Consider the following 24,006-nt stretch of genomic DNA (forward strand, 5'->3'; position numbering starts at 1 on the left):
GTAGCTATGTCGGGAGCGGATAAGCGCTGAAAGCATCTAAGCGCGAAACCGACCCAAAGATGAGACTTCCCACTACGCAAGTAGGTAAGACCCCAGGAAGATGACCTGGTCGATCGGCCCGAGATGTACACGCCGTGAGGCGTTTAGTCGACGGGTACGAATCGGTCGAGGACTTGACCTTAATCGCTTTACTTTCCTTGGTGTAGTTTTTAAGGGACAAATCAATGTCCCTGATACCGTTCCTCGATAGCTCAACGGTAGAGCAACCGGCTGTTAACCGGTAGGTTGTAGGTTCGAATCCTACTCGAGGAGCCAATGACGCGGGGTGGAGCAGTTGGTAGCTCGTCGGGCTCATAACCCGAAGGTCACAGGTTCGAGTCCTGTCCCCGCAACCAATGATCTGGTGACAATGGCGGAGGGGTCACACCCGTTCCCATCCCGAACACGGCAGTTAAGCCCTCCTGCGCCGATGGTACTTGGGGCGTTGGCCCCTGGGAGAGTAGGTCGTTGCCGGATGAAAGCAAAGAACCAATGATGGAATGTCATTGGTTCTTTGCTTTTATTTTAACATTCAGTTTCTTCTGGCACAGGGACGACCGGACTAGTAGGAGGAAATGTACAAGGGGTACAGGGTCGATGGCGGCGGCGACGGCGACAGCGAGTGCGGATAATCACCTGCTCGCCCGGGCGCAGAGTAATCACCCGAACTGTCCTTTGACGGCAACGTCTCATTCAATTCACCTCCTTTGCAATCCCATATTACATAGTATGTTAAATGGAAAATAATTGTTATTTGATTCTCCTTTAGGGCGAATCATAGATTGGCGAAAAGTGAAAATAGCGATGTTGTTCATTCCACCAGTGAACGGTTAAAATAAAGATAAATATACCGCAAAAGCGGCTTATAGAAAGGGCGTTTCATGCGTATCGCAGTAATAGATGGCCAAGGTGGAGGTATTGGTAAACATATTGTAGAAAAGCTTCGGCAGGAATTTGCGGACAAGGTTGAACTCTGGGCTTTTGGTACCAATGCATTGGCCACAGCGGCGATGATGAAAGCCGGTGCTAACGATGGCGCTACAGGTGAAAATGCAATGGTTCAAAACTTGTCCGATGTCGACATTATCGTAGGTTCCGTTGCCATCGTTGCTGCCCATAGTATGATGGGGGAAATGACCCCTGTCATGGCAGAGGCGGTTTCGAAATCGAAGGCGAAGAAGATGCTAATCCCGATCAACCGGTGTCGAATAGAAGTCGTCGGTATCAAGTCAGAGCCTTTGCCGCACCAGGTTCATCATTTAGTGAAACGGATCCGAGATCTATGGGAGGTAGAACAGAGTGTGTGAGGCTAATGCCTATATCCGTCGGAACGGCCATGACGAATTAGTACTGGAGGCGGTCGATAAACTGATCCCCGAAAATAACCAAGTCTGCATGGTCAACATATTCGGACAACAAAAAACAGTGAAAGCTCGCGTCATAGAACTCTCACTGGTAGACCACAAAATCATCCTCGAAGAAATTACAAACATTTAAACTTATGCTAAAATACCTATTTGGATAATGTATAAGGGGGAAGCACATGTCTGGTCACTCTAAATGGGCAAATATTAAGCACAAAAAAGCGAAAGTCGATGCACAAAAGGGTAAGATGTTTACCAAAGTCGGCCGTGAATTAATTGTTGCCGCTCGCCAGGGCGGGGGCGATCCGAATAACAATTTTCGATTGAAGATCGCCATTCAAAAGGCGAAAGAAGTCAACATGCCTAACGACAATATTCAACGGGCGATTCAACGAGGCTTGGGCGGCACAGAGGGTGCTAACTATGAAGAGATCGTTTACGAAGGATACGGCCCTGGCGGTGTAGCTATCATGATTGAAGCGATGACCGATAATCGTAACCGCACTGCTGGAGAAGTTCGACATCTTTTCTCTAAGAGCGGCGGTAACTTGGGAGAGTCCGGATGCGTATCCTGGATTTTTGAATCCAAAGGTGTAATCCTTGTCAACACCGACCTCGAAGCAGGTGGGATAACCGTCGATGAGGAAGAGTTTATGTTGACAGCCCTCGAAGCGGGTGCTTTGGATGTATCTGTCGATGGGGAAGAAGTAGAAGTCCTGACTGCACCGGATGAGTTGTCCGCAGTTCGCCAGGCTATCGAAGATGCCGGCTACCCAATAGCCTCTGCAGAAGTCACGCTGGTACCTCAAAACACGACGGAAATTACTGACAAAGATATGGCGATAAAATTGCTCAAGCTGATGGACGCTTTGGAAGAGCATGATGACGTGCAAAACGCTTATGCCAATTTCGATATCGATGATGAATTGATGGATCAGATAGGCTAATCGCTAGTTTGACGAAATGACCTGAGCACGTATATAACTTGTATCACTATAAAATGCCAAACAAAAAAGGAGTCCCAGCGGGACTCCTTTTTTGTTTGGATCCATATATCAGGCTGACTGATCGTCTTCGCGAAGAGGTAAAATACTCTCCTCTTTCGGGGTGGCCAGTGCAATTGAGGTACGGGTGTGGCTGACGCCGGGAATGGTTAGAATGTAGGTGGTTAAAACGTTTTCAAGTTCTAATGTGTCTTTTACTCGAATTTTCAAGAAAAAGCCGTCTTCGCCAGTTACGCGATGACATTCCATTATGTAGGGACAACTTTCAACTTGTTCTATAAATGCTTGGTACGAACTGGGATGATCGAGCCGCAGGGATACAAATGCTGTTAGACCGAGGTCTAGGGCTTGGGGATTTAACCGGGCTTGAAAACCCCGAATGACCCCTTTTTCCTCCAACTTTTTGATTCTTTCGGCCACTGCCGGCGATGAGAGGCCGACGAGCGATGCCAATTCAGTTTGTGTAACTCGTCCATTGCGCTGGAGGTGCTGAAGAATTCGGCAATCTACGGCATCATACATAAATTTTTGGCCTCCTTGCCTAAAACCACCAACCATTTGATAAGAATATATAAAAAATTTGAGGAAAAGTCAAGGTATAAACCTATTTCAATCAAATATATAAGGAATGTTTCACCTTTTTGAGAATGGGAAAGAATAGTAAATGCAATTCTGGTTGAATTTGCTATAAGAGTACCAAAGGAAAAGGTGAATCACCAATATGATCCCTGTCGAACAGATTCGTACATATAAAAAAAGTGGGAAAGGTTCCTGGAGATTTGCCCTTTTGTCCTTAATCTTTCTTTATTTCCTGACTTTTACCTTGACGTATATGACGGTTTTCGCCTATGATTTTATGGTTGTAAACGGGCAAAGCTCCTGGGAAGAACGGTACGGGAAGGACTACCTCGATCATCCCATTGCGCCGGGCGTTGCTATCACCGTTGAAACGACTCATCAATTATGCGGACACAAGACGACAGAAAATCTCGAACGACCGGAAGATTGGACCGGTCGACCTTTCCGGGAGTTAATGCAGCGATATCCGGAAAAAGAGGGCTGGCAGTGGGAATTGCGACCGGGAAACATTATTTTTTCTCGTTCTGTTTCAGGTCTTTGCGCTGATGATAGTACCAAACGGCATCTCGGTGTGGCCGAAGGTGTCGTGGCTGTGATCGTAGGTCCTCCGGGGGTGTACGGTGGTATTGATCGACTGACGAACATAGAAGCCAGTCGCCTGCCGGATCCTCTCCGTCGGATGGCCGAATCAGGCTGGCTGTCACCGGAGCTCGAAGACCAGATATCCCTCTATCTGGATGGCATGGACGAATCTAACGGTCATAAATAAAAGGAATCCTCCGAACATCGTCGAATACCTTCAGGGTATAACACAGGGAGGTGGCAGAGCTGGTCATCCTGGGAATCGACCCGGGGACAGCCATTTGTGGTTACGGTCTGATTGAGATGTGCGGAAACCGACTGTCGGCGATCGCCTATGGCGCCATACGCACACCAGCCCATACCCCCCTGGCATCCCGGCTTCTGACAATATTCAATGACCTCGAAGCGATTATTGCCGAGTATAAACCGGAACTTATCGCCGTCGAGGAACTTTTTTTCAGCCGCAATGTAACAACAGCACTCGCCGTAGGCCATGCGAGGGGAACGGTTCTGCTGGCGGCGGCCCGGGCTGGGTTGCCGGTGAATGAATATAAACCGGCCCAAGTCAAGCAGGCCGTGGTCGGCTATGGTCGTGCAGAAAAAAGTCAAGTTCAGGAAATGGTTCGCCGCTTGTTGGCCTTGCAGGATACGCCTAAGCCCGATGATGTGGCTGATGCACTGGCCGTGGCCATCTGCTGTGCCCATAGTTTGACTTGGGAGGTGGCCTATCGATGATCGCTTTTTTGCGTGGCCGCCTCGTGGGACGGGGAGAGGACTGCCTATTAGTTGACGTATCCGGCGTCGGGTATCGCGTATTCGTACCGGCGACTCTCTTCGGCTCTTTGCCTCGGGAAGGCAAGGAGGTACTCATTCATACGTATTTTCATCTGCGAGAGGATCAAGCCCAACTATACGGTTTTCTGAGTGAAGAAGAGCTGGAATTCTTCCGGCTGCTTCTGGAAGTGAGCGGTATAGGACCGAAAGTCGGGTTGGGGATTCTTTCGTCTTTTTCTGCCACCGATGTACAGCGGGCGATCATCTCGGAAGATGTGATGGCCTTAACCCGGATTCCCGGAATTGGACGAAAAACGGCTCAGCGGCTTGTGATTGAACTGAGGGACAAGCTGCTGAAACAGGGGCTGCGGATCGTCCGCGTCGCCGTTGAGCGTCAAGAAACGGCTGAAGCGGAAACAGCGGTTGCCGCAACAATAGACACATCGACGGTGACGGAAACGGGACAAACACCTTCTGAGGTGAGTCCAGCCGGTTCCTCGGAAGCTTCCTCATCCCGTTCAAAGAAAAAATCTCCTGCCTCGGTGCCTCCATCCCGGTTATGGAAAACGACTGCCCGTGATGATGCTTTTTTGGCCCTGCAATCCTTAGGCTACTCATCCAATGAGGCTCGGGACGCCTTAATCGATGCGGCCCCTTCAGTGTCACCGGAGGCTGACGTGGAAATGTGGTTGAAGGCGGCCTTGAAGAGTTTGGCATCGAAGTAAGGGGGTAGGGCGAAATGGATGAGCGAATTGTCACTGCCGCCAAGCGGACGGAAGACGGAGAAGCCGAATGGAGTTTGCGACCGCGAACGCTGCGGGAATATATCGGCCAAGAAAAGCTCAAAGAAAATCTGACTGTTTTTATTCAAGCGGCTATGGGCCGCCGGGAGCCTTTGGACCATGTGCTTCTCTACGGGCCACCTGGTTTGGGAAAAACAACCTTAGCTCAGATCATCGCTCAGGAGTTGGGGGTTCAGCTGCGGGTCACTTCGGGACCAGCCATTGAACGTCCTGGCGACTTGGCTGCGATTTTGACGAATCTACAGCCGATGGATGTCCTGTTTATCGATGAAATCCACCGCCTAAACCGGGCGGTAGAAGAAGTGCTCTACCCGGCGATGGAAGATTTTTGTCTCGATATCGTCATCGGTAAGGGGCCAGCGGCCCGTTCCATTCGCATCGATCTGCCTCGTTTCACCTTAGTCGGGGCGACGACGCGGGCAGGTATGCTGACCTCTCCTCTTCGGGATCGCTTCGGTGTGATTCATCGCCTCGAATATTACCGTCCTGAAGAGCTAGAATATATTATCACTCGTGCTGCATCGATCCTTGGGGTAGGTATTCAACCGGAAGGAGCCCGGGAAATCGCTCTCCGTTCCCGCGGTACGCCTCGTATCGCCAACCGCCTGCTCAAACGGGTTCGCGATTACGCCCAGGTGCTCTCCGATGGAGTTATCAACCAAGGGGTGGCTGCAGAAGCGCTGCGCCGCTTAGAAGTTGACCCGCGGGGGCTCGACACGACAGACCAGCGCATGCTTGAAGCGTTAATCTGTAGGTTTGCCGGCGGTCCCGTCGGTGTAGAGACGCTGGCAGCGGCCATCAGTGAGTCCGTCGATACGGTGGAAGATGTGGTAGAACCCTATCTAATGCAGTTGGGCTTCTTAAATCGCACTCCTCGAGGCAGGATGGCCACAGTAACCGCTTGTGAGCACATGGGGCTACCAATCCCGCAAGGGTTGATGTCCCTGATTGATCCTCGTACGGCGACAGGGACGAAAGACAGCCTTTCGGAACAAGCAGGGTTACTTTTTGAGGACGAATCAGAGGTCTAAAAACAATCTAAATAATAAGTTCATATAACAAGAGTAAAAAGAGATCAACTCGTTAATTCAAATTCGCTACCTGAGGTGAGCCTGCGTGAAATTACTGTTGCATACCTGCTGTGCCCCTTGCGGCATTTATCCCTTCGATCTACTGCGGCAGGAGGGGCATGAGGTGACGGCATACTTTTATAATCCGAACATTCATCCCTATACAGAGTTTCGTCGCCGTAAGGAGACTTTAGAGGGGTATGCGCAGTCGATCGATCTGCCGCTCATCGTAGAAGGGGACTATGAACTAGAGGATTTTCTTCGCCAGGTCGCCCCAGACCCGGCGGGGCGTTGCCCCTTTTGCTACCGCTTACGATTGCAGAAAACGGCCGAAAAAGCCTGCGAACTAGGTATGGACGGCTTTAGCACGACCTTGCTGATCAGCCCCTATCAGGATCATGAAGCTTTGAAGCGCGTAGGGGAAGAAATAGGGCAACGAGCGGGAGTTCCTTTTATCTATTACGATTTTCGTCCCGGATTCCGGGAAGGGCAACAGCAGGCCCGGGAACGGGAATTATACCGGCAGCCTTACTGCGGCTGCATCTATAGTGAAAAAGATCGGTATTACCGACCGAAAGGGAGGAAATAGCGGTGATCGACGGAGGTTCTTTTGGCAAGTGGATGATGATGGTTGGCGCAGGTTTGCTGATTTTTGGCGGCCTCTTCTGGTTATTGAGCCAATTCATCTCTTTAGGAAGGCTGCCCGGCGATATCAGTTGGCAGAAAGGGAATGTTTCTTTCTATTTTCCCTTAGCCTCAAGCTTGCTCTTGAGCCTGATCTTGACACTGTTGTTAAACCTTTTCGGACGGAGGTAGGATTTACCCCTATAAATTGCATCCTGGTCCCGAACAATTTAGTAAAAGAAGGTGGACGAATTGAGGCCCTTTGTAAGCAGCATCGTCTCCGCATCAAAGCACCAAGAGCCAGAGATTCTCCTTGTTCGAGCCCAGGAAGGAGATACATTATCCAGGGAAGCCTTGATAAAAAAATATACTCCCTTTATCATGAGGGTCACTTCTCAAACGAGCGGTCGTTACGTCCGTATGGGAAGTGACGACGAAGCGAGTATAGCTTTAATTGCGTTTGATGAAGCAATCACAAGTTACCGAAACGAAAAGGGTGTTTCATTTTTATCTTTTGCCGAAACGGTCATTCGTCGACGGCTGATCGATTACTTCCGCAAAGCGTCGCGGTCCCAGAAGGAGATCCCCCTTTCCTCTTTTGAATACGACTCGGAAGATGAATCCGGTGAGGATACAGCCAACCGGATAGAGGTGCGGCAAGCTAAAGAAGCTTATCAGTTCGAAAATGAATCGATAGACCGCCGCGACGAGATTATCCGTTATAATCGGTTGTTGCAGGAATACGGCATCTCCTTCAGCGAGCTGGTAGATCTGGCGCCGAAACATGAAGATGCCCGCTGTAGGGCGATTCAGGTCGCCAAGATGATCGCTGATAACCCCCAATACCGGGAATACTTGAAACTAAAAGGTTCTTTACCGCTAAAAGAGTTGGAACGGGATGTCGATGTGAGCCGTAAGACCTTAGAACGGCAGCGCAAGTACATCATCGCAGTGACTGTCATCTTTATGGAGAATCTGGAGCATCTCAAAGGTTACATAGACAAGGAATAACCTCTGTCTATTGACCGATGCGATAGAATTTTGAAGAAGGTTAGGAGGGATAGGGCCAAGTGGACGAACGCGGTGTGGTAATGGAGATTCAGGGAAATGACGTGATTGTCCTTACCCCCAGCGGGGAGTTCCGGCGCGAACGCATCTCTCCGCCAGCACCTCAAATCGGTGATGAGATTCTTTTAACACCGGTCAACAAGCCTCAACTCAAGGAGAATGGAAGAGCTTCATCCGGTGGTCACCGTTCCCGCCAAGGGAACCAGTGGTACATGGTGCCATGGAAGTGGGCCTTCCCGGCGGTGGCTGCAGTATTGCTGTTCATGGTGAATGTTTTTAGCTCAGGTACCACGGGATTAAATCCCTCCCCTGAAAAACTGGCCGACAGTGAAGCCTTGCCAACTTATGTGGCTGCAGAAAACAAGACGCTTCCGGCTGGAGAACCGGTGAAGTTTGTCACCATTGACATTAATCCATCGATAGAACTCGGTCTAGATGAAAATGATTTAGTCATCTCTGTCCGTTCCCTGAACCAAGATGCTGAGAAATTGCTGACCCAAAGACAACTCCAGGGATTGCACGTGGAAGAAGCGGTGGCTTTAATCACCGACGAAGCGGTTAAGCTAGGCTATCTCGCTTCTGCAAAAGATAATGCCGTTGTGATCGCCGTCACCGGACAAAACAAGGAACCTGTGGGGAACCAAACCCTCGTAACGAGGCTGCAAGTCTCGGCCCGAGCGGCCATGGAAAAAGAAAAACTCTCCGCCGACAAAGTGCACATTGTCCGGGTTCCCAAGGAATCACGGGAACAAGCAGGTCAGATGGGGCTTTCTGTCGGGAAATATGCCATTTATCTAGAGGCTTTAGATCGAGGTTTGCAAGTGAAACCTGATGATCTGAAAAAAGCGTCGATCACCAAAGCCATCGCCTCGGCCGGGGGAAATCCCACAGAAATCATTCAAAAAGCGGTCAAAGACGAAAACCTATCTCTCAAAGCGGAAAAGTATAAAGATGAAATCGGTAAAAGGACACCATCGGCTGAACAACCGGTGAAACAAGATCCCCCTAGAGGAACAACTGGTTCATCCGAGTCAAAACCGGAAGAATCGAAGCCAGAAGACCCTCTCGATAAGGCCAATCTGATTACTGTATCCGAACCGGTTCAAGAACAAAGCAAAGATTCACCAAATATAGGTAGCTCTGTACAACCGGATATACCGAACGAAAACAGTAAATAACCGTTCCAAAAATTCACCCTTTATCATCAAAGGAGACTATCTCTATCGTGAGAGACAGTCTCTTTTCTATTTCATTGCATAGACAGGAAAGTGCCACCAGATTGTCGAATTAAAGCTCCATAGTCATACCTAGAAAAGGAGACAAAATGGAGATGGCACAAACAAAGCGGTGGGGGCTTCACTGGCTTCTTATGGCCCTATTCGGCCTGCTCATCACGACAGGAATAGTGACACCGGTTGAGGCGAGAGAATTGCCGTTGCTGCGGGTATTGCTGGCGCAGCAGACATCAGCCGATGTTCGCGTAATTTCCGGTACATATCAGTGGTTTGATGAAGAAACAAATGGTATTATTGAGGATGCTGGTCAAAAGACGTGGACGGCCAGCGCATCGGGCGCCGTCATCAACCTAGTAAAAGACAACAAGTCCCTGGCCAAAAGTTTTAACGGTCCCTTGCTGTTAAAAGCGGTTGGCAGCGGCGAGAATATTCTGGAGGTAAACGGCAAAAAATACCGGGGTAGCCTCCGAGTCTATTACTTGCGTTCCCAGGGAACCAACAGCTTGGCCTTGATCAACGTTATTGATATGGAATCCTACCTCAATGGCGTCGTCGGTATGGAAATCGGCAGCGGTGCCCCGGAAGAGGCGATTAAAGCGCAGGCACTTGCCTCAAGAACTTATGCGTTGCAGCAGCGAGACCGCCGGGATAGTTTTGGCTATTATTATGATGTGCAAGCTACCCAAAGCAGCCAAGTCTATCAAGGCATTGCCGGAGAAACGCCCCGGGTAACTCAACTGGTCAATGCGACGCGAGGACAGGTCGTTACATACGACGGAAAACTCATCGAAGCCGTGTTTCACTCCAATAGCGGGGGACAAACGGAAGATGCCCGGTATGTATGGAACAGCGATGTTCCCTATTTGCGGGGAGTTCCAGCACCGGAAGACAAATATGCTGAAGAAATGAAAGGTTCCGCTGCATTAGCCTATCACTGGCGCAAGCCTGTCACGGCCCGCCAGTTGGCCGGCCAGACCCTTTCCCTGACCGGAAAAGATCCCGGAGATGTCAAAAGTTTGCGCATTGCCGAGACGAGTCCTTCTGGACGTGTGACCCGATTAGAGGTCATTGGGACGAAAGGGATCATCTCTGTCGACAAAACAAAGGTCCGGCAGCTTGTAGATACTCCCTCCACCAAATTTACGATATCCGGAAGCGGGGGTTCTGGCAGCGCTGATCTTCAGGTTTTAAGTAATGGAAGCTCGGGAGTCACCAAAACGACCGTAGCGACGACCGGAAGCTATCAGCTAAAATCCAGCGGATTAGCCGTCTTAACGGCGACAGCCACCGCCATTTCTGCAGAGGGAACAACGACCTTATCAGGTTCGTCCTCAACAGCTAATGAATTCATCCTTGACGGTTACGGCTTCGGTCATGGTGTGGGCATGAGCCAATGGGGAGCCATGGGCTTGGCCAAAGCCGGAAAAAAATACAACGATATTATTGAGCATTATTACAACCAGGATCGCCGGGATGATCGGCTCCGTATCGTAGGAGAATGGGGAAATTAAATGGATGTCTCTTTGTTCGATTATGAATTACCGCCAGAGGCCATCGGCCAAACCCCGATGGAACCCCGTGATGCCTCTCGGTTGATGGTTTTAAACCGTGACAGCGGCGCTGTTACCCACAGCCGGTTTTGGCAAGTCGGCGACTATTTGCAACCGGGAGACGTGCTGGTCGTCAACCGGACCCGGGTGATTCCGGCTCGTCTTTATGGAATAAAACGGGACAGCAATGTACAGGTAGAGATGGTCCTGTTAACGCCAAAAGGAGACGATTGTTGGGAGACTCTCGTCCGTCCAGGTCGTCGTCTAAAACCGGGCACCGTCGTCGATTTCGGCGATGGTGCCTTAGCGGCTGAAATTTTGGAAACGACTGAATTCGGTGGACGCGTCATTCGTTTTCATTATCAGGGAGATTTCGATCAGATTCTCGACCATGTTGGTCAGATGCCCCTCCCACCCTATATTGAGGAACCGTTACCTCGCGAGTCGGCCGAACGATATCAAACTGTCTACAACCAGGAACGGGGCTCTGCGGCAGCACCGACTGCCGGTCTGCACTTCACTCCGCGGCTTCTTGAAGAACTACGCGAAAAAGGAATACTTATTACCTCAATCTTGCTCCATGTGGGCTTAGGTACCTTTCGTCCCGTTCAAGTGGACAAGGTCGAAGAACACCGCATGCATTCTGAGTTTTATCAAGTGGACCCAGAATCGGCCCACATCATCCAAAAGGCTCGCCGGGAAGGTCGTCGAGTCATCGCCGTCGGCACGACTGCTGCTCGCACTTTGGAAACGGTGGCCACGATAAACGACGGTGAAATCGTCGCCTCCTCGGGCTGGACAGACATCTTTATCTATCCAGGCTATGAGTTCAAAGCCCTGAGCGGATTGATCACTAATTTTCACTTACCCAAATCCACTTTGCTCATGCTCGTCTCTGCATTCGCAAGCCGAGAAAAAGTGATGAACGCGTACCATGAGGCTTTACGAGAGGGATATCGTTTCTTTAGCTTTGGAGATGCGATGCTGATTCTCTAAGCGAAACAACCGAACGAAAAGCCGTGGATCTCTTAGCGAACGTTGTCAATACATCCCCCCGATTTACCACGATTGTTGCTATTGCCCTTAATTTAATTGACCGTTGTTCCGAATGTTATCGACGAAAGGGAGGACTCACCATTGCCCCCTGTACAGTACGAACTGATCAAGGAATGCCCCCGAACGAAAGCCCGGGCGGGAATTCTGCATACGCCTCATGGCTCTTTTGAAACACCCATCTTCATGCCTGTCGGTACGCAGGCCACCGTCAAAACGATGACCCCGGAAGAAGTGCGGGAACTCGGTGCCGGTATCATCTTATCCAATACGTACCACCTGTACCTCCGCCCCGGATCGGAACTGGTGCGGCAGGCAGGAGGCCTCCATCGTTTTATGAATTGGCCCCATGGTATCTTGACCGACTCCGGAGGATATCAGGTCTTTAGTTTGGGACCATTGCGTAAAATTACTGAAGAAGGCGTCCAATTTAAAAGCCACATCGACGGGTCGACCCATTTTTTCACGCCCGAAAAATCGATGCAAATCCAGATGGACCTGGGTGCCGATATCGCCATGGCCTTTGACGAATGTCCACCCTACCCAGCCGAATTTGAGTACGCCAAGCGGTCCCTGGAAATGACGACCCGCTGGGCGAAGCGTTGCCAAGCCGCCCATACCCGGGAAGATCAGGCTCTCTTCGGGATCACTCAAGGAGGTATGCATGCCGATCTTCGCCGAGAAAGTGCCCGTCAATTGGTCGATCTGGATTTCCCTGGATACGGTATCGGCGGATTGAGCGTGGGAGAACCGAAACCGCTGATGTATGAAATGCTTGATGTGACTGTGCCCGAACTGCCGAAGAACAAGGCTCGCTATTTGATGGGAGTGGGAAGTCCCGATTGCCTGCTCGAGGGGGTTGCCCGCGGTGTGGACATGTTTGACTGTGTGCTTCCTACCCGAGTGGCCCGCAACGGTCTGGCTTTTACCACCCATGGTAAAGTGGTCATTCGCAACGCCGAGTATGCCCGCGATTTCGAGCGCCTCGACCCGGAATGCGACTGCTACACTTGCCGCAATTACAGTCGGGCTTATTTGCGCCACCTATATAAAGCGGAAGAAATCCTTGTATACCGGTTGCTCACTATCCACAATCTCCATGTGCTGCTGAATTTGATGCGCAATATCCGCCAAGCCATCCTGGAAGACCGCTTTGTTGAATACAAAAAGGCCTTTCTCGATAAGTACGGGCAGGAAAATCATTCGTAATTCTCGAACCAATGGAAGATGTTGTTTGGGAAAGGAGGATAGTTGTCTATGGATTCAAGCGTATTGCTTATCTACATGGCAGTGCTCTTCGGCGCTTTCTATTTCTTATTTATTCGCCCGCAAAAAAAGGCGCAAAAAGAACATAAACAGCTTTTGGACAACCTGAAAGTCTATGATCGGGTTCTTACAGCCGGTGGTATGTACGGAACCATCACTGAAGTGGGAACAGAAATCGTCACCCTCCAAGTCGCCGAAGGTGTTCAAGTGGAATATGCCAAATCGGCCATCTTGAGAGTCGTCGAAAAAGAATAACCCAACAATAACGATACCTTCCGAGTGACAAAAAAATTGCAAATTCTTTACAACACAGGCAGGAATTTTGTGGAATTAGTCGAATGAATAATATGGAAAAGATTCCATGTCTAACCTGACTGAGATCAAAGATATTTGCAGTCTTATTGTCGAAGGAGGGGGCAATTTTGGATTGCACGGTTTTGTTGCGCCGGATTCATCGCAAACGTAAGGAATTGGATAAGTTGGCACGGCGGTTCGACGCAAAGACGCTGACCAGCGGTGCCATTTACCGCAAGTCCTGTGAACTTGACCGCCTGATCGCAGAGTATATGCGATCAAACCGTCAGATGGAATTGGACTTTCCTGATTTGATTACCGGCCGCTGAGCAAGCCTCAGCGGCCGTATTTTTCTTTTATGGCCTATTTCAATGCATAAGGAAGATGATAATGTCGATCACGGTCACTTTCGAAGACATCAAAGCCAATCCTGAAGTGAGGGCCTATATCGAGAAAGGAAATGAACACCTCGGTGTGCTCGGTTACACAGAACATGGCTTACGCCATGCGGCACTGGTAAGTCAACAAGCCGGGCGGATCCTTTCCCATATACAGGCAGATCCCCGTAAGGTGGAACTGGCTTGCATTGCCGGGTTTATGCATGATATCGGCAATGCCGTCAGTCGGGACAGCCACGCTCAAATCGGGGCACTGCTGGCTCGCAGTATACTTCGGGAGATGGGGATGGACTTTGGAGAGATCGCTGAAGTCATTGCCGCTATCGGCAATCATGACGAATCGGTCGGTCAAGTGATCAACATCCCGGCAGCGGCCTTGATTTTAGCGGACAAGTGTGATGTTCACTTTAAGCGTGTACGTAATAAAGAACATGCTTCTTTTGATATTCATGATCGGGTCAACTACGCCGTACGAGAATCATCCGTGAATTTAGAAGGCCGCAATATCACCTTAGAATTGAAAACAGACTTACAAATCAGCCCGCTCATCGATTACTTCGAGATTTTTCTCCCGCGAATGGTCATGTGCCGCCGGGCCGCATCTTTCCTTGATTGCCAATTCCACTTAATAATTAACGGTGCACGATTTTTATAGTTAATATATTCAATCCAGATCTTCCTGTTTGACAAGCTTTATGACCGGGGAGTATAATTCAATTTGTGTCATATTCCCTGTTAAGGGGATACACTCGTCCGTGAATAGTGTAAATATAGCAAGGAGGCAGCGGGCACTATGAATGCACGCAAAACGCTCCAATTGGTGGCCCTGATTTTGGTCGTGGCCATTGCTGCCGCTCTCAGTTTCACCCCGATTCAACAGAACATGAAACTGGGGTTGGACTTGCAGGGCGGTCTTCATGTGGTCCTGCAGGGAGTAGATACTCCGGACCATAAAGTGACTCGAGATGATATCAAGCAGGTTCAAGCCATCATGGAACAGCGGGTAAACGGCTTGGGTGTTGCAGAACCGATTATCCAGGTGGAAGGCGACAACCGGCTGATTATCGAACTCCCCGGTATCTCAGACCCCGATAAAGCGATTGAACTGATCGGTAAAACGGCGGTCTTGACTTTCCGTACGGCTGACGGAAAAGTGGTCGTCGAAGGGACCGATCTGAAAGAAGCCAAAGAAGGCATGGACTCGAGAAACAATCAGCCTATCGTATCGCTGACACTGACTTCGGAAGGGGCTAAGAAGTTTGCCGACGTTACTCGTGCTAACGTGGGCAAACAGATCGGCATCTACCTTGACAACGATATGTTGCAAAATCCGAAGGTAAATGAAGCGATTACGACAGGTCAAGCTCAGATTACCGGATATGCCTCCCTTGATGAGGCCCATCGGATGGCCCTGTTGCTGAACTCAGGCGCACTGCCGGTCAAAATGGAAATGGTCGAGAAACGCACCGTCGGTCCGACTCTGGGGGCGGACAGCCTATCTAAGAGCCAGGTGGCCGCTATGGTCGGTGTTGGTCTCATCTTTGCATTCATGTTCCTCTATTATCGAGCCCCGGGCATTGTGGCGATCGTATCGCTCATCTTGTATTCTGTCATCGTATTAGGTGCTATGGCCATGTTGCATGCCACATTGACTCTGCCAGGCATCGCTGGATTCTTATTGTCCATCGGTGTAGCCGTGGATGCGAACGTCATCATTTATGAGCGCTTAAAGGAAGAACTCCGCGCTGGCAAGACCTTGCGCACAGCCATTGAAGAAGGGTTTAAACGGGCCTTCACGACGATTTTGGACTCTAACGTGACCACCTTCATCGCTGTTGCTGTTCTTTATTACTTGGGTACCGGTCCGATTCGAGGATTTGCTGTCACGCTCGGTATCGGTATTGTAGCCAGTATGTTTACGGCCGTCACCTTTACCCGTTGGTTATTGCGGGCCATGGTTGGCAGCGGTCTGATCAAAAACAATAAACTGTATGGAGCCTAAAGGAGGGAAACCCGGACATGAACATTATCGGACGCCGAAAGATCTGGTATGCCCTTTCATTGCTCATCATCATCCCGGGCATTATCTCCCTGCTCCTGCGCGGTCTTAATCTGGGGATTGATTTTACTGGTGGTTCGTTGTTGCAATTTCAGTTTGAAAATACGGTCACTGTTGAACAGGTTCGTAACGTCTTAGACCAGTCCCACTTGGGCAGTTCGACGATTCAGCTTTCCGATGGAAACAACGTACTCATTCGGACGAAAACGATGGACGAGAGCGAAAGGAACAAACTCGTCAACGATATTAAAGGCCAAGTGGGCAATTTAACTGTCCAACGAGATGAAATCGTGGGACCGGTCATCGGGAAGGAACTCGCTCAAAAAGCTTTACTGGCTCTGGCTATAGCCAGCGTGCTGATTATCGGCTATATTACCGTTCGATTTGAGTTCAAGTTTGCGATTGCAGCGATCCTTGCACTGATGCACGACGTCTTTGTCGTCATAGGCATCTTCTCAATCTTTCAGATTGAAGTGGACAGCTCTTTCGTGGCGGCTGTGTTGACTGTCGTCGGTTACTCTATCAACGATACGATCGTCATCTTCGACCGGATTCGGGAGAACCTGAATCGCAAGAAACGGACGGAAGATTTGGAGTCGCTCGTCAACCGTTCTGTTTTAGAGACGATGACTCGTTCTATCAACACGGTATTGCAAGTCGTCTTCGTATTGGTGGCGCTGTTGTTTTGGGGCGGAGAGACAACAAAGGTATTTACTCTGGCCATGCTGGTCGGAGTCGTCTCCGGTGCCTATTCGTCTATCTTCAATGCCAGCCCATTGTGGTTTGACTTCAAACAATTGGAGAAGGCTCAACGGAGCAAAAATAGAGCCAAAACGGCCTAAATGGTCACAGTGGCTTGATGAGAATGTGGGCACTCCAGGAAACTGGAGTGCTTTTCATTTTTAGTGAATATGCTACAATGGGTAATGACATGAATCTGAAAAGGGGTACTGGGTAGTGGATGAACGGCTGCAGGTGGCGAGATTATCGGTGGCTTCCAACACGGTACTCGTCATCGGCAAAGTGGCAATCGGCTGGCTGATCGGTTCTGTCAGTGTGATCTCCGAAGGGATCCATTCGGGACTGGACTTGATGGCTGCCTTGATTGCGTATTTTAGTGTGCGGGAAGCGAGTAAGCCGGCCGATGAGAGCCATCATTTTGGCCATGGAAAAATTGAAAATGTGGCAGGAACCATTGAGGCTCTGTTGATTTTTATTGCTGCCCTATGGATCATTTGGGAGGCCGTTCATAAACTGCAAGTAGGCGGTGCAGCACCCGAGGTGAGCTGGGGTGCTTTGATCATGGCCCTATCAGCGGGGGTGAACTATTTCGTTTCCTCTCGTTTGATGGCTGTGGCGAAAAAGACTGAATCAGTAGCTTTAAAAGCCGATGCGATGCATCTGCGAACCGATGTCTATACCTCTCTGGGCGTCCTCGTTGGTTTATTGTTGCTGAAGGTTACCGGTTGGTGGCTCGTCGATCCCCTGGTCGCCATCGGTGTGGCCTTACTGATCATGAAAGCTTCCTGGGATCTACTGCATCAGGCTTTTCTGCCTTTGCTCGATTCACGGCTTCCTGAAGAAGAAGAGGAGCAAATTCAAGAACGAATCGAACGGCATGCCGCTAAATATGTAAATGTGCACGAAGTACGGACGCGCCGGTCTGGGGCAGAACGGCATATCGATATGCATATGGTCTTTTGCAAACGACAATCGGTGGAAGAGACTCATGAGATCTCCGATACGGTGGAGAAGGAGATCCAAGAACTTTATCCAAAAAGTTCTGTCTTGATTCACCAGGAGCCCTGTAACGAACGGTGCGGTGAATGCAAACTTGGCAATAATCGAGGGAACCGATAACCCCCGAGTATACCGGGGGTTTTCTTAATCCAGATTCAGAGAAATCCTATGAAACAAATCGATGAAAAAAGAATACCCCTTAGAAAATTATGGTACAATGATTAATACTCACTACGCTGACAAATCAGATTACTTACTTGCCTTAAATTCAGTAAAAAGATATGTTTTTACGTAGCCTTTTGGGGAGGTGACAAGATGCAGGTTACCTTGGGACAACTTTTAAAACGAGTTCAAAGTTACACACAGGCGGAGTCCGATCTGGAATTTGTCCGCCGGGCCTTTCAATATGCCGATGTCGCCCATACCGGTCAGTTGCGCAAGTCCGGGGAGCCCTACATCTACCATCCCTTGGCGGTTGCCTTTATTTTGGCCGATCTAGAGCTGGACATGGCGACGATTGCTGCCGGTTTACTCCATGATGTGGTCGAGGATACGCCGATCACATTGGAAGAGTTAGAAAAAGAATTTGGTCCGGAAGTGGCCTTGCTGGTCGACGGAGTCACGAAACTGAGCCGGTTGGAAGTTCGGTCAAAGCAGGAGCAGCAGGTGGAAAGCTTGCGCAAAATGTTCCTAGCGATGGCCAAAGATATTCGTGTCATCTTAATCAAACTGGCGGACCGGCTGCACAATATGCGGACTCTCCGTCATCAAAAGCCCGAAAAACAGCGGGAAATCGCCGAAGAAACGATCGAACTCTTTGCTCCCTTAGCTAACCGTCTGGGGATTTCCCGGATCAAGTGGGAACTGGAAGATTTATCCCTCCGCTATCTCGAGCCGGAGACTTACTATGATCTGGTCCAGCGCATCGCCACCAAGCGGGCCGAGCGGGAGGAACGCATCAACGATATCATCCGGGAACTGAGTGAAAAGCTCGAAGCGGTTGGAGTCAAAGCGGACATATCAGGACGGCCGAAGCATTTCTATTCCATCTATCGCAAGATGACGAACCAGAAAAAAGACCTTTCTGAGATTTATGATCTGATCGCCGTCCGTGTATTGGTCGACTCGGTGAAGGATTGCTATGGCGCCTTAGGCATCATCCATACGATCTGGAAGCCAATTCCCATGCGGTTTAAAGATTATATCGCCACACCGAAGACGAACATGTACCAGTCCCTCCATACGACCCTTGTCGGACCGATGGGCGAACCTTTCGAAGTACAGATCCGTACCTTTGAAATGCATCGTACAGCCGAGTACGGGATTGCCGCCCACTGGAAGTATAAAGAGGGCGGCAAAAGCCAGGGAACAGGCTTTGAAGAAAAACTGGCTTGGCTCCGGCAGTTGCAAGAGTGGCAGTCGGAACAAAAAGATACGCAAACCTTTATGGAGTCTCTGAAGATAGAGTTTTTCTCCGATGCCGTCTTTATCTTTACCCCCAAGGGGGATGTGATCGAACTTCCTGCCGGTTCGACACCGATCGACTTTGCTTATCGAATTCACTCCAATGTGGGTCACCGCTGTATGGGAGCCAAGGTGAACGGCCGGATTGTTCCTATAGACTATAAGCTGTCGAACGGTGAAATCATCGAAATTTTGACCAAGTCGACGCCTGGTCCTTCGAGAGACTGGCTGAACGTAGTCAAAACATCTAACGCCCGGAACCGAATCCGCCAATGGTTTAAGAAGGAGAAACGGGAAGAATTTGTCGATCGGGGAAAAGAGAGCCTAGAACGGGAGTTGAAAAAACTCAACTTAGAACCATCGGAAGTCCTCAAGACGGACCGTTTGATGGATATCTCCAAGCGCTTTAATTTCCAGACCGTCGACGATATCTATTTCGCTCTCGGCGACGGTACATTGACGACCAACCAGATTATCTCCCGGTTGAAGGAAGAACTAAAAAAGGAAAAGAAGTTCGAGGAAGAAGCTGCTCCTCCGCCGGAGGTCAAACCTTTTTCTGGCTTCGGCAAACCGTCGCAAGGTGTGCGGGTCCGTGGCGTCGATAATGTGCTGATCCGTTTCTCGCGCTGCTGCAATCCCTTGCCGGGAGACGATATTCTCGGATATATCACCAAAGGTCGAGGTGTATCGATCCATCGGAGTGACTGTGTGAACATCGTCCACATGTCCACAGAAGAGAAAGAGCGTATGGTGGAAGTGACTTGGGATACACAATCGAATGCGACCTACCAAGTGGAGTTGGAAGTCATTTCTCTTGACCGTGTTGGGCTCACGACCGATGTGATGATCGCTGTGACCGATACAAAGACGTCGATCAATTCCATCTATTCCCGGGCCACGAAAAACAAGATGGCCCAGATCAACATGGTCGTTGAAATTCGTGATATGGGCCACTTGCGCTTTATTATGGATAAAATCAGCAAGGTGCGCGACGTGCTTGAGGTTCGCCGCTTGACACCCAGCACCAAACCAGATAAGGAATCGCTGTTAGGATAGGGAGAGTACCATGCGGGCACTGATTCAGCGTGTGTTGCGAGGCAGGGTAACTGTCGAAGGGCAAGAAGTCGGGGCGATCGGGCCCGGACTGGTTGTACTTGTCGGCGTGGGTCATGGCGATACTCGCGAGGACGCCATCTATATTGCCGACAAGATCGCCCACCTGCGAATTTTTGAAGATGACCGGGGAAAAATGAATTGTTCTGTCATCGATAGGGCCGGGGAAGTGCTGGTGGTCAGCCAATTTACCTTATACGGCGATTGCCGAAAGGGTCGGCGACCGAGCTTTACCACGGCCGCACCACCTGAAGTGGCACGGGTACGGGTCGATGAAGTGGTGAACCATCTTCGCGCATTAAAGTTACCAGTCGCCACCGGTCAGTTTCAAGCTCACATGGTCGTGGAAATCGTCAATGACGGACCGGTCACCATGTGGGTGGAAGGAAGGGGCAGCGAGACGTGATCATTCGTTCTATGGAAACAGGTATGTTAGGAGCCAACTGTTATCTGGTCATCTGTGAAGAGACAAAAGAAACGGTGATCATCGACCCCGGTGATGAGGGAGAACGGATCCTTAACCGGGTTAACGAGGAAAAAGCGAAGGTCATCGCCATCATCAATACCCATGGTCATGGGGATCATATCGGCGCCAACCGCTTTTTGAAGGAAGCTACCGGTGCACCCTTGATGTGTCACGAAAATGATGCCCCCAAGCTGGTTGAAGCCGGGAAAAATCTTTCCCTGTATATCGGAGTTCCCATCAGCAGCCCGCCTCCGGACCGCTTTTTACAGGAAGGCGATATCATCGAAATCGGCAGCACCATTCGCCTCGAAGTGCTTCATACACCGGGCCATACGGCCGGTGGTATCTGTCTCAAAGGGGAAGGAGTCGTTTTTACAGGCGACACCTTGTTTGCCGGATCGATAGGCAGGACCGATTTCCCCGGTGGCTCCTTTGAGGAGATCATCAGGTCCATTAATACAAAACTGCTCAGTCTTGCTGATAACACAGTCGTCTACTCCGGTCACGGTCCTACGTCGACCATCGGTGAAGAGAAACGGAGCAATCCTTTTTTGACATAAAATGAGCTACTCGAAGAAAGGGAGGGTCATCGATGGACGTCTACTTGCGGGGGAGAGCCCCGGGATTTGGGGTGACCTTGCAAGAGGTCCTTTGGCTTTTTTTCCCCGAGGCGAAAGTTTGTGAGCATGAGTTAGAACCGAATGAGCCAAGGCTTAACAGTTTTTTCGAAAACCAATCGAATGACGAGCCGTCCACTGATGGCTCTTTCGTTATGAATAAGCCAGAGACCGGTGAAGCGACCGCTTGGCTGATCTTTGAAGAACGCTGCGAACCATCAGGAGTGGTGATCAAGGCCTCCTTTCACCTAGATGGGAAAGTCGGTCAGGGAAAGGCCAACCTCCATTTAACGGTTCCTGAAGAAGAGGAGAATGATCGGCGGCGGGTATCGAAACTGGCTTTGCTCCGGGCATTGGAAGATTACACCGGTAAGTTGACCAACCAATGGGGAATTCTCACAGGTGTGCGACCGACAAAAATCGTTCACCGCCGGTTGGACAAGGACGCTCCATTAGATACTATAGCCCATGAGCTCACTCGGGACTATGCGGTTCATCCCGATAAGACAAGCCTGCTGATCGATATTGCCCAGCGGCAGCGGCCATTTTTTTATCAAGGCCCTGAGGACCGGAATAGAGTGGGCGTCTATATCGGTATCCCTTTTTGCCCGACCCGGTGCCTTTATTGTTCCTTTCCCGGCTATGAACTGAAAAAATATAAAAAATGGGTAGAGCCCTTTTGGTCGTCGCTACTCTTGGAAGTAGAACAAGTGGGCAAGGCTTTGACGCAGGCAGGTCAGCAAGTGGAGCACATCTATGTGGGCGGTGGAACGCCTACATCCTTGAATCCTGAGATGTTAGAGGGGCTCCTCCAACACGTACAGGAGCACATTTGCAGCCGAGAAACCATCGAGTTTACCGTTGAAGCGGGAAGGCCAGATACCCTCGATCAGACGAAGTTAGAAGTCATGCTGGCACGCGGTGTCAACCGCTTGAGCATCAATCCACAGTCGATGAACGCATCCACTTTAGAACGGATAGGCCGTTGCCATCGTCCGGAAGAGGTCGAAAAGACTGTTGCCTTGGCGAAAAAAATGGGCTTTCCCATCATCAATATGGACGTGATCATCGGACTGCCGGGAGAGACTGCGGCGACGGTAACTGAAACGATGGAAAGAATCGCCGCCTTGCAACCGGAGAACGTGACAGTACACACGATGGCTTTCAAACGGGCATCCCGGCTGACGGCGGAAAAAGGCCAGTGGGTGCTGCCGCCGGAAGAAGAGGTAGCCGCTATGCTTGAGGTGACCAAGGAAGCCGCCCGGAAGCTGGAGATGGTTCCATACTACATGTACCGGCAAAAACGCATCTTGGCCAATATGGAGAATGTGGGCTATGCACTACCTGGAACGGAGTGCATTTACAATATTCAAGTCATGGAAGAACGCCAAACCATCTGGGGTATCGGAGCAGGTGCCGCTACAAAAATCATCCGCCCTGAAGATGCCGTCATGTTGGATTCATGGCATAATCCGAAAGATCCGATGAACTATGTGGAGCGCATACAGGAGATCATCCGGCGCAAAACAGAACAACTGGAGGGAAAGACATGCTGACCAGCGCTCCGCGCGGGACAAAAGATATTCTTCCCGGGCAGTCCCGCCATTGGCAGACGATAGAGGACACCATTCGCCAGATCTGCCGGGAATACGGTTACGAAGAGATCCGCACGCCCATCTTCGAGCACAGCGAGGTCTTCCATCGCGGTGTCGGTGAAACGACCGATATCGTCCAAAAAGAGACCTATGATTTCCAAGACCGGGGCGGCCGTGATTTGACGCTGCGGCCAGAAGGCACAGCGCCCACCGTCCGGGCACTTCTCGAACATAAACTCTATGCCGGTCCCTTACCGGTAAAAGTCTACTACATCGGTCCCATGTTTCGCTTTGGCCGTCCCCAAGCGGGACGTTTGCGGCAGTTTCACCAGTTCGGCATCGAAGTCTTCGGCTCAGCGAGCCCTCGCGTCGATGCGGAAGTCATCGCCATGGCCATGGACTTCTACCAACGGCTGGGGCTAAAAAAGCTGCAGCTTCTGCTCAACTCCATCGGCTGTCCCAAGTGCCGCCCTGGCCACCGTCAAGCGTTGCAAGAATTTTTGCAGCCGAAAGCCACCGAACTCTGCGGCGACTGCCAGAAGCGGTTGGACCGCAATCCCATGCGGGTCCTCGACTGCAAAAACGAACGCTGTCAGGAACTCTCCCAGGGAGCACCGACGACGGTCGGGTACCTTTGTGACGTATGTGCCGACCACTTCGCTTCCGTCAAAGAACTGTTGGAAGCAGCCGGTGTGGAATACACTTTAGATGACCGGCTCGTCCGCGGCCTGGATTACTATAATAAAACGGCTTTCGAAATCGTCTCCACCGACATTGGCGCCCAGTCCTCCATCGGCGGCGGCGGCCGTTACGATAACTTAGTCGAAACCCTTGGCGGCCCCTCTGTTCCAGGCATCGGCTTCGGCCTTGGCCTCGAGCGGGTACTGCTCACCATGGAAAACCAAGGCCTCTTGGAGAGTGACAGCCGGGAACTACGGAACATCTTCATCGCCATGGCTGGTGAAGGAACAGCTCCCGTCGCTTTCGGACTCGCTCAGACCCTGCGCAAAAAAGGCCTTTCTGTCGAACTGGACTACCTCGAACGGTCTCTGAAAGCACAGATGAAAACGGCTGACCGCTTCCACGCTCCCTACGTCGTCATCGTCGGTCAAGGAGAAGTGGAACGGGGCGTCATCACCGTCCGAACGATGGGAACAGGAGAGCAGAGAGAGATTCCTCTCGGGGAAGCTACAGAAATCCTATCTGGGCTTTTTTAAGCAGAAACTAATCATTTCTATTAGACAATGAA

27 protein-coding genes, 2 tRNA genes and 2 rRNA genes are annotated in these 24,006 nt (G+C 50.5%); 29 read left to right on the forward strand and 2 right to left on the reverse strand.

Annotation, left to right across the window (positions count from 1 at the left end; all coding sequences use genetic code 11):
• The 4 genes from GJ688_RS11980 to rrf form a co-directional block, all read left to right on the forward strand.
• Positions 1–181: ribosomal RNA gene (locus GJ688_RS11980) — 23S ribosomal RNA — on the forward strand; the annotation flags it as partial.
• Between the two features lie 59 nt (positions 182–240).
• Positions 241–315 (forward strand) — tRNA-Asn (locus tag GJ688_RS11985).
• A gap of 4 nt (positions 316–319) precedes the next feature.
• Positions 320–395, forward strand: a tRNA-Met gene (locus tag GJ688_RS11990).
• 4 nt (positions 396–399) lie between these two features.
• Positions 400–516, forward strand: a 5S ribosomal RNA gene (gene rrf, locus GJ688_RS11995).
• A 48-nt stretch (positions 517–564) separates the two neighbouring features.
• Here rrf and GJ688_RS12000 read toward each other — a convergent pair.
• The gene (locus GJ688_RS12000; protein ID WP_155476795.1) at positions 565–732 is read right to left on the reverse strand and encodes a hypothetical protein; all 168 of its coding nucleotides are present in this window, start codon (positions 730–732) and stop codon (positions 565–567) included.
• A 188-nt stretch (positions 733–920) separates the two neighbouring features.
• Between GJ688_RS12000 and GJ688_RS12005 the strand changes: the two genes are divergently transcribed.
• From GJ688_RS12005 to GJ688_RS12015, 3 genes are read left to right on the forward strand one after another with little or no spacing between them, the layout of a single operon-like run.
• Positions 921–1,346 carry a DUF3842 family protein gene (locus GJ688_RS12005; protein ID WP_155476796.1) on the forward strand — a complete coding sequence of 142 codons (426 nt, stop codon included), beginning with the start codon at positions 921–923 and terminating at the stop codon, positions 1,344–1,346.
• On the forward strand, positions 1,339–1,536 hold the full coding sequence (locus GJ688_RS12010) for a CooT family nickel-binding protein (protein WP_170291923.1): 198 nt from the start codon (positions 1,339–1,341) through the stop codon (positions 1,534–1,536). Before GJ688_RS12005 ends, GJ688_RS12010 begins: the two co-directional genes overlap by 8 nt.
• A 46-nt stretch (positions 1,537–1,582) precedes the next feature.
• The gene (locus GJ688_RS12015) at positions 1,583–2,350 is read left to right on the forward strand and encodes a YebC/PmpR family DNA-binding transcriptional regulator (protein WP_155476797.1); all 768 of its coding nucleotides are present in this window, start codon (positions 1,583–1,585) and stop codon (positions 2,348–2,350) included.
• A 108-nt stretch (positions 2,351–2,458) separates the two neighbouring features.
• Here GJ688_RS12015 and GJ688_RS12020 read toward each other — a convergent pair whose 3' ends face one another.
• Complete coding sequence (locus GJ688_RS12020) at positions 2,459–2,929, reverse strand: Lrp/AsnC family transcriptional regulator (RefSeq protein WP_155476798.1); 471 nt, start codon at positions 2,927–2,929, stop codon at positions 2,459–2,461.
• 265 nt (positions 2,930–3,194) lie between these two features.
• On the opposite strand from GJ688_RS12020, the gene GJ688_RS12025 reads away from it, so the two are divergent.
• The 22 genes from GJ688_RS12025 (at position 3,195) to hisS (ending at position 23,974) form a co-directional block, all read left to right on the forward strand.
• Positions 3,195–3,755 carry a hypothetical protein gene (locus GJ688_RS12025; RefSeq protein ID WP_155476799.1) on the forward strand — a complete coding sequence of 187 codons (561 nt, stop codon included), beginning with the start codon at positions 3,195–3,197 and terminating at the stop codon, positions 3,753–3,755.
• 59 nt (positions 3,756–3,814) lie between these two features.
• A complete protein-coding gene (gene ruvC / locus GJ688_RS12030; protein WP_155476873.1) occupies positions 3,815–4,303 on the forward strand; it encodes a crossover junction endodeoxyribonuclease RuvC in 489 nt (162 codons plus the stop codon).
• Positions 4,300–5,067 carry a Holliday junction branch migration protein RuvA gene (gene ruvA / locus GJ688_RS12035; protein ID WP_155476800.1) on the forward strand — a complete coding sequence of 256 codons (768 nt, stop codon included), beginning with the start codon at positions 4,300–4,302 and terminating at the stop codon, positions 5,065–5,067. The genes ruvC and ruvA overlap by 4 nt, the downstream gene beginning before the upstream one ends.
• A gap of 14 nt (positions 5,068–5,081) precedes the next feature.
• Positions 5,082–6,176 (forward strand): Holliday junction branch migration DNA helicase RuvB, encoded by a 1,095-nt coding sequence (gene ruvB / locus GJ688_RS12040; protein WP_155476801.1) that lies wholly within the window; start codon positions 5,082–5,084, stop codon positions 6,174–6,176.
• Between the two features lie 85 nt (positions 6,177–6,261).
• Complete coding sequence (locus GJ688_RS12045) at positions 6,262–6,804, forward strand: epoxyqueuosine reductase QueH (RefSeq protein ID WP_170291924.1); 543 nt, start codon at positions 6,262–6,264, stop codon at positions 6,802–6,804.
• Between the two features lie 2 nt (positions 6,805–6,806).
• Positions 6,807–7,031 carry a DUF2905 domain-containing protein gene (locus GJ688_RS12050; protein ID WP_328597364.1) on the forward strand — a complete coding sequence of 75 codons (225 nt, stop codon included), beginning with the start codon at positions 6,807–6,809 and terminating at the stop codon, positions 7,029–7,031.
• 60 nt (positions 7,032–7,091) lie between these two features.
• Positions 7,092–7,850 (forward strand): RNA polymerase sigma factor SigI, encoded by a 759-nt coding sequence (sigI, locus tag GJ688_RS12055; protein ID WP_155476802.1) that lies wholly within the window; start codon positions 7,092–7,094, stop codon positions 7,848–7,850.
• Positions 7,851–7,909: 59 nt separating this feature from the next.
• Positions 7,910–9,085, forward strand: a complete 1,176-nt coding sequence (locus GJ688_RS12060; protein WP_155476803.1) for an anti-sigma factor domain-containing protein — start codon at positions 7,910–7,912, stop codon at positions 9,083–9,085.
• Between the two features lie 152 nt (positions 9,086–9,237).
• Positions 9,238–10,653 carry a SpoIID/LytB domain-containing protein gene (locus GJ688_RS12065; RefSeq protein ID WP_170291925.1) on the forward strand — a complete coding sequence of 472 codons (1,416 nt, stop codon included), beginning with the start codon at positions 9,238–9,240 and terminating at the stop codon, positions 10,651–10,653.
• Positions 10,654–11,688, forward strand: a complete 1,035-nt coding sequence (gene queA / locus GJ688_RS12070; RefSeq protein ID WP_155476805.1) for a tRNA preQ1(34) S-adenosylmethionine ribosyltransferase-isomerase QueA — start codon at positions 10,654–10,656, stop codon at positions 11,686–11,688. It abuts the gene before it with no gap.
• A gap of 141 nt (positions 11,689–11,829) precedes the next feature.
• Complete coding sequence (tgt, locus tag GJ688_RS12075) at positions 11,830–12,954, forward strand: tRNA guanosine(34) transglycosylase Tgt (RefSeq protein ID WP_155476806.1); 1,125 nt, start codon at positions 11,830–11,832, stop codon at positions 12,952–12,954.
• Between the two features lie 48 nt (positions 12,955–13,002).
• A complete protein-coding gene (gene yajC, locus GJ688_RS12080; protein ID WP_155476807.1) occupies positions 13,003–13,266 on the forward strand; it encodes a preprotein translocase subunit YajC in 264 nt (87 codons plus the stop codon).
• Between the two features lie 167 nt (positions 13,267–13,433).
• Positions 13,434–13,634: an aspartyl-phosphate phosphatase Spo0E family protein gene (locus GJ688_RS12085; protein WP_170291926.1), complete on the forward strand. Its 201-nt coding sequence runs from the start codon at positions 13,434–13,436 to the stop codon at positions 13,632–13,634.
• A 61-nt stretch (positions 13,635–13,695) separates the two neighbouring features.
• Positions 13,696–14,358 carry an HD domain-containing protein gene (locus tag GJ688_RS12090; RefSeq protein WP_155476809.1) on the forward strand — a complete coding sequence of 221 codons (663 nt, stop codon included), beginning with the start codon at positions 13,696–13,698 and terminating at the stop codon, positions 14,356–14,358.
• Between the two features lie 138 nt (positions 14,359–14,496).
• Positions 14,497–15,705, forward strand: a complete 1,209-nt coding sequence (gene secD, locus GJ688_RS12095; protein ID WP_155476810.1) for a protein translocase subunit SecD — start codon at positions 14,497–14,499, stop codon at positions 15,703–15,705.
• Positions 15,706–15,722: 17 nt separating this feature from the next.
• Positions 15,723–16,604, forward strand: a complete 882-nt coding sequence (gene secF, locus GJ688_RS12100) for a protein translocase subunit SecF (RefSeq protein ID WP_155476811.1) — start codon at positions 15,723–15,725, stop codon at positions 16,602–16,604.
• Between the two features lie 115 nt (positions 16,605–16,719).
• Entirely contained in the window at positions 16,720–17,622 is a 903-nt protein-coding gene (locus tag GJ688_RS12105) for a cation diffusion facilitator family transporter (protein WP_170291927.1), read from the forward strand.
• Positions 17,623–17,817: 195 nt separating this feature from the next.
• A complete protein-coding gene (locus tag GJ688_RS12110) occupies positions 17,818–20,022 on the forward strand; it encodes a RelA/SpoT family protein (protein ID WP_155476812.1) in 2,205 nt (734 codons plus the stop codon).
• A gap of 10 nt (positions 20,023–20,032) precedes the next feature.
• On the forward strand, positions 20,033–20,485 hold the full coding sequence (dtd, locus tag GJ688_RS12115) for a D-aminoacyl-tRNA deacylase (protein WP_155476813.1): 453 nt from the start codon (positions 20,033–20,035) through the stop codon (positions 20,483–20,485).
• On the forward strand, positions 20,482–21,105 hold the full coding sequence (locus tag GJ688_RS12120) for an MBL fold metallo-hydrolase (protein ID WP_170291928.1): 624 nt from the start codon (positions 20,482–20,484) through the stop codon (positions 21,103–21,105). Before dtd ends, GJ688_RS12120 begins: the two co-directional genes overlap by 4 nt.
• 32 nt (positions 21,106–21,137) lie before the next feature.
• Positions 21,138–22,718 carry a coproporphyrinogen dehydrogenase HemZ gene (gene hemZ, locus GJ688_RS12125; protein WP_155476814.1) on the forward strand — a complete coding sequence of 527 codons (1,581 nt, stop codon included), beginning with the start codon at positions 21,138–21,140 and terminating at the stop codon, positions 22,716–22,718.
• The gene (gene hisS / locus GJ688_RS12130; RefSeq protein ID WP_155476815.1) at positions 22,712–23,974 is read left to right on the forward strand and encodes a histidine--tRNA ligase; all 1,263 of its coding nucleotides are present in this window, start codon (positions 22,712–22,714) and stop codon (positions 23,972–23,974) included. Before hemZ ends, hisS begins: the two co-directional genes overlap by 7 nt.
• Positions 23,975–24,006: the final 32 nt, after the last annotated feature.

The organism is Heliobacterium mobile (assembly GCF_009720735.1).
GTDB classification, from domain to species: Bacteria; Bacillota; Desulfitobacteriia; order Heliobacteriales; family Heliobacteriaceae; genus Heliobacterium; species Heliobacterium mobile.

Excerpts from the sequence above, each read along its gene's own strand:
- GJ688_RS12090 (WP_155476809.1), top strand. The coding sequence starts at position 13,696 with ATGTCGATCACGGTCACTTTCGAAGACATCAAAGCCAATCCTGAAGTG.
- secD (WP_155476810.1), top strand. The coding sequence starts at position 14,497 with ATGAATGCACGCAAAACGCTCCAATTGGTGGCCCTGATTTTGGTCGTG.
- ruvA (WP_155476800.1), top strand. The coding sequence starts at position 4,300 with ATGATCGCTTTTTTGCGTGGCCGCCTCGTGGGACGGGGAGAGGACTGC.
- GJ688_RS12065 (WP_170291925.1), top strand. The coding sequence starts at position 9,238 with ATGGCACAAACAAAGCGGTGGGGGCTTCACTGGCTTCTTATGGCCCTA.
- GJ688_RS12000 (WP_155476795.1), bottom strand. The coding sequence starts at position 732 with ATGAGACGTTGCCGTCAAAGGACAGTTCGGGTGATTACTCTGCGCCCG.
- GJ688_RS12110 (WP_155476812.1), top strand. The coding sequence starts at position 17,818 with ATGCAGGTTACCTTGGGACAACTTTTAAAACGAGTTCAAAGTTACACA.
- dtd (WP_155476813.1), top strand. The coding sequence starts at position 20,033 with ATGCGGGCACTGATTCAGCGTGTGTTGCGAGGCAGGGTAACTGTCGAA.
- hemZ (WP_155476814.1), top strand. The coding sequence starts at position 21,138 with ATGGACGTCTACTTGCGGGGGAGAGCCCCGGGATTTGGGGTGACCTTG.
- yajC (WP_155476807.1), top strand. The coding sequence starts at position 13,003 with ATGGATTCAAGCGTATTGCTTATCTACATGGCAGTGCTCTTCGGCGCT.
- GJ688_RS12005 (WP_155476796.1), top strand. The coding sequence starts at position 921 with ATGCGTATCGCAGTAATAGATGGCCAAGGTGGAGGTATTGGTAAACAT.
- GJ688_RS12015 (WP_155476797.1), top strand. The coding sequence starts at position 1,583 with ATGTCTGGTCACTCTAAATGGGCAAATATTAAGCACAAAAAAGCGAAA.
- ruvB (WP_155476801.1), top strand. The coding sequence starts at position 5,082 with ATGGATGAGCGAATTGTCACTGCCGCCAAGCGGACGGAAGACGGAGAA.
- GJ688_RS12020 (WP_155476798.1), bottom strand. The coding sequence starts at position 2,929 with ATGTATGATGCCGTAGATTGCCGAATTCTTCAGCACCTCCAGCGCAAT.
- hisS (WP_155476815.1), top strand. The coding sequence starts at position 22,712 with ATGCTGACCAGCGCTCCGCGCGGGACAAAAGATATTCTTCCCGGGCAG.
- secF (WP_155476811.1), top strand. The coding sequence starts at position 15,723 with ATGAACATTATCGGACGCCGAAAGATCTGGTATGCCCTTTCATTGCTC.
- queA (WP_155476805.1), top strand. The coding sequence starts at position 10,654 with ATGGATGTCTCTTTGTTCGATTATGAATTACCGCCAGAGGCCATCGGC.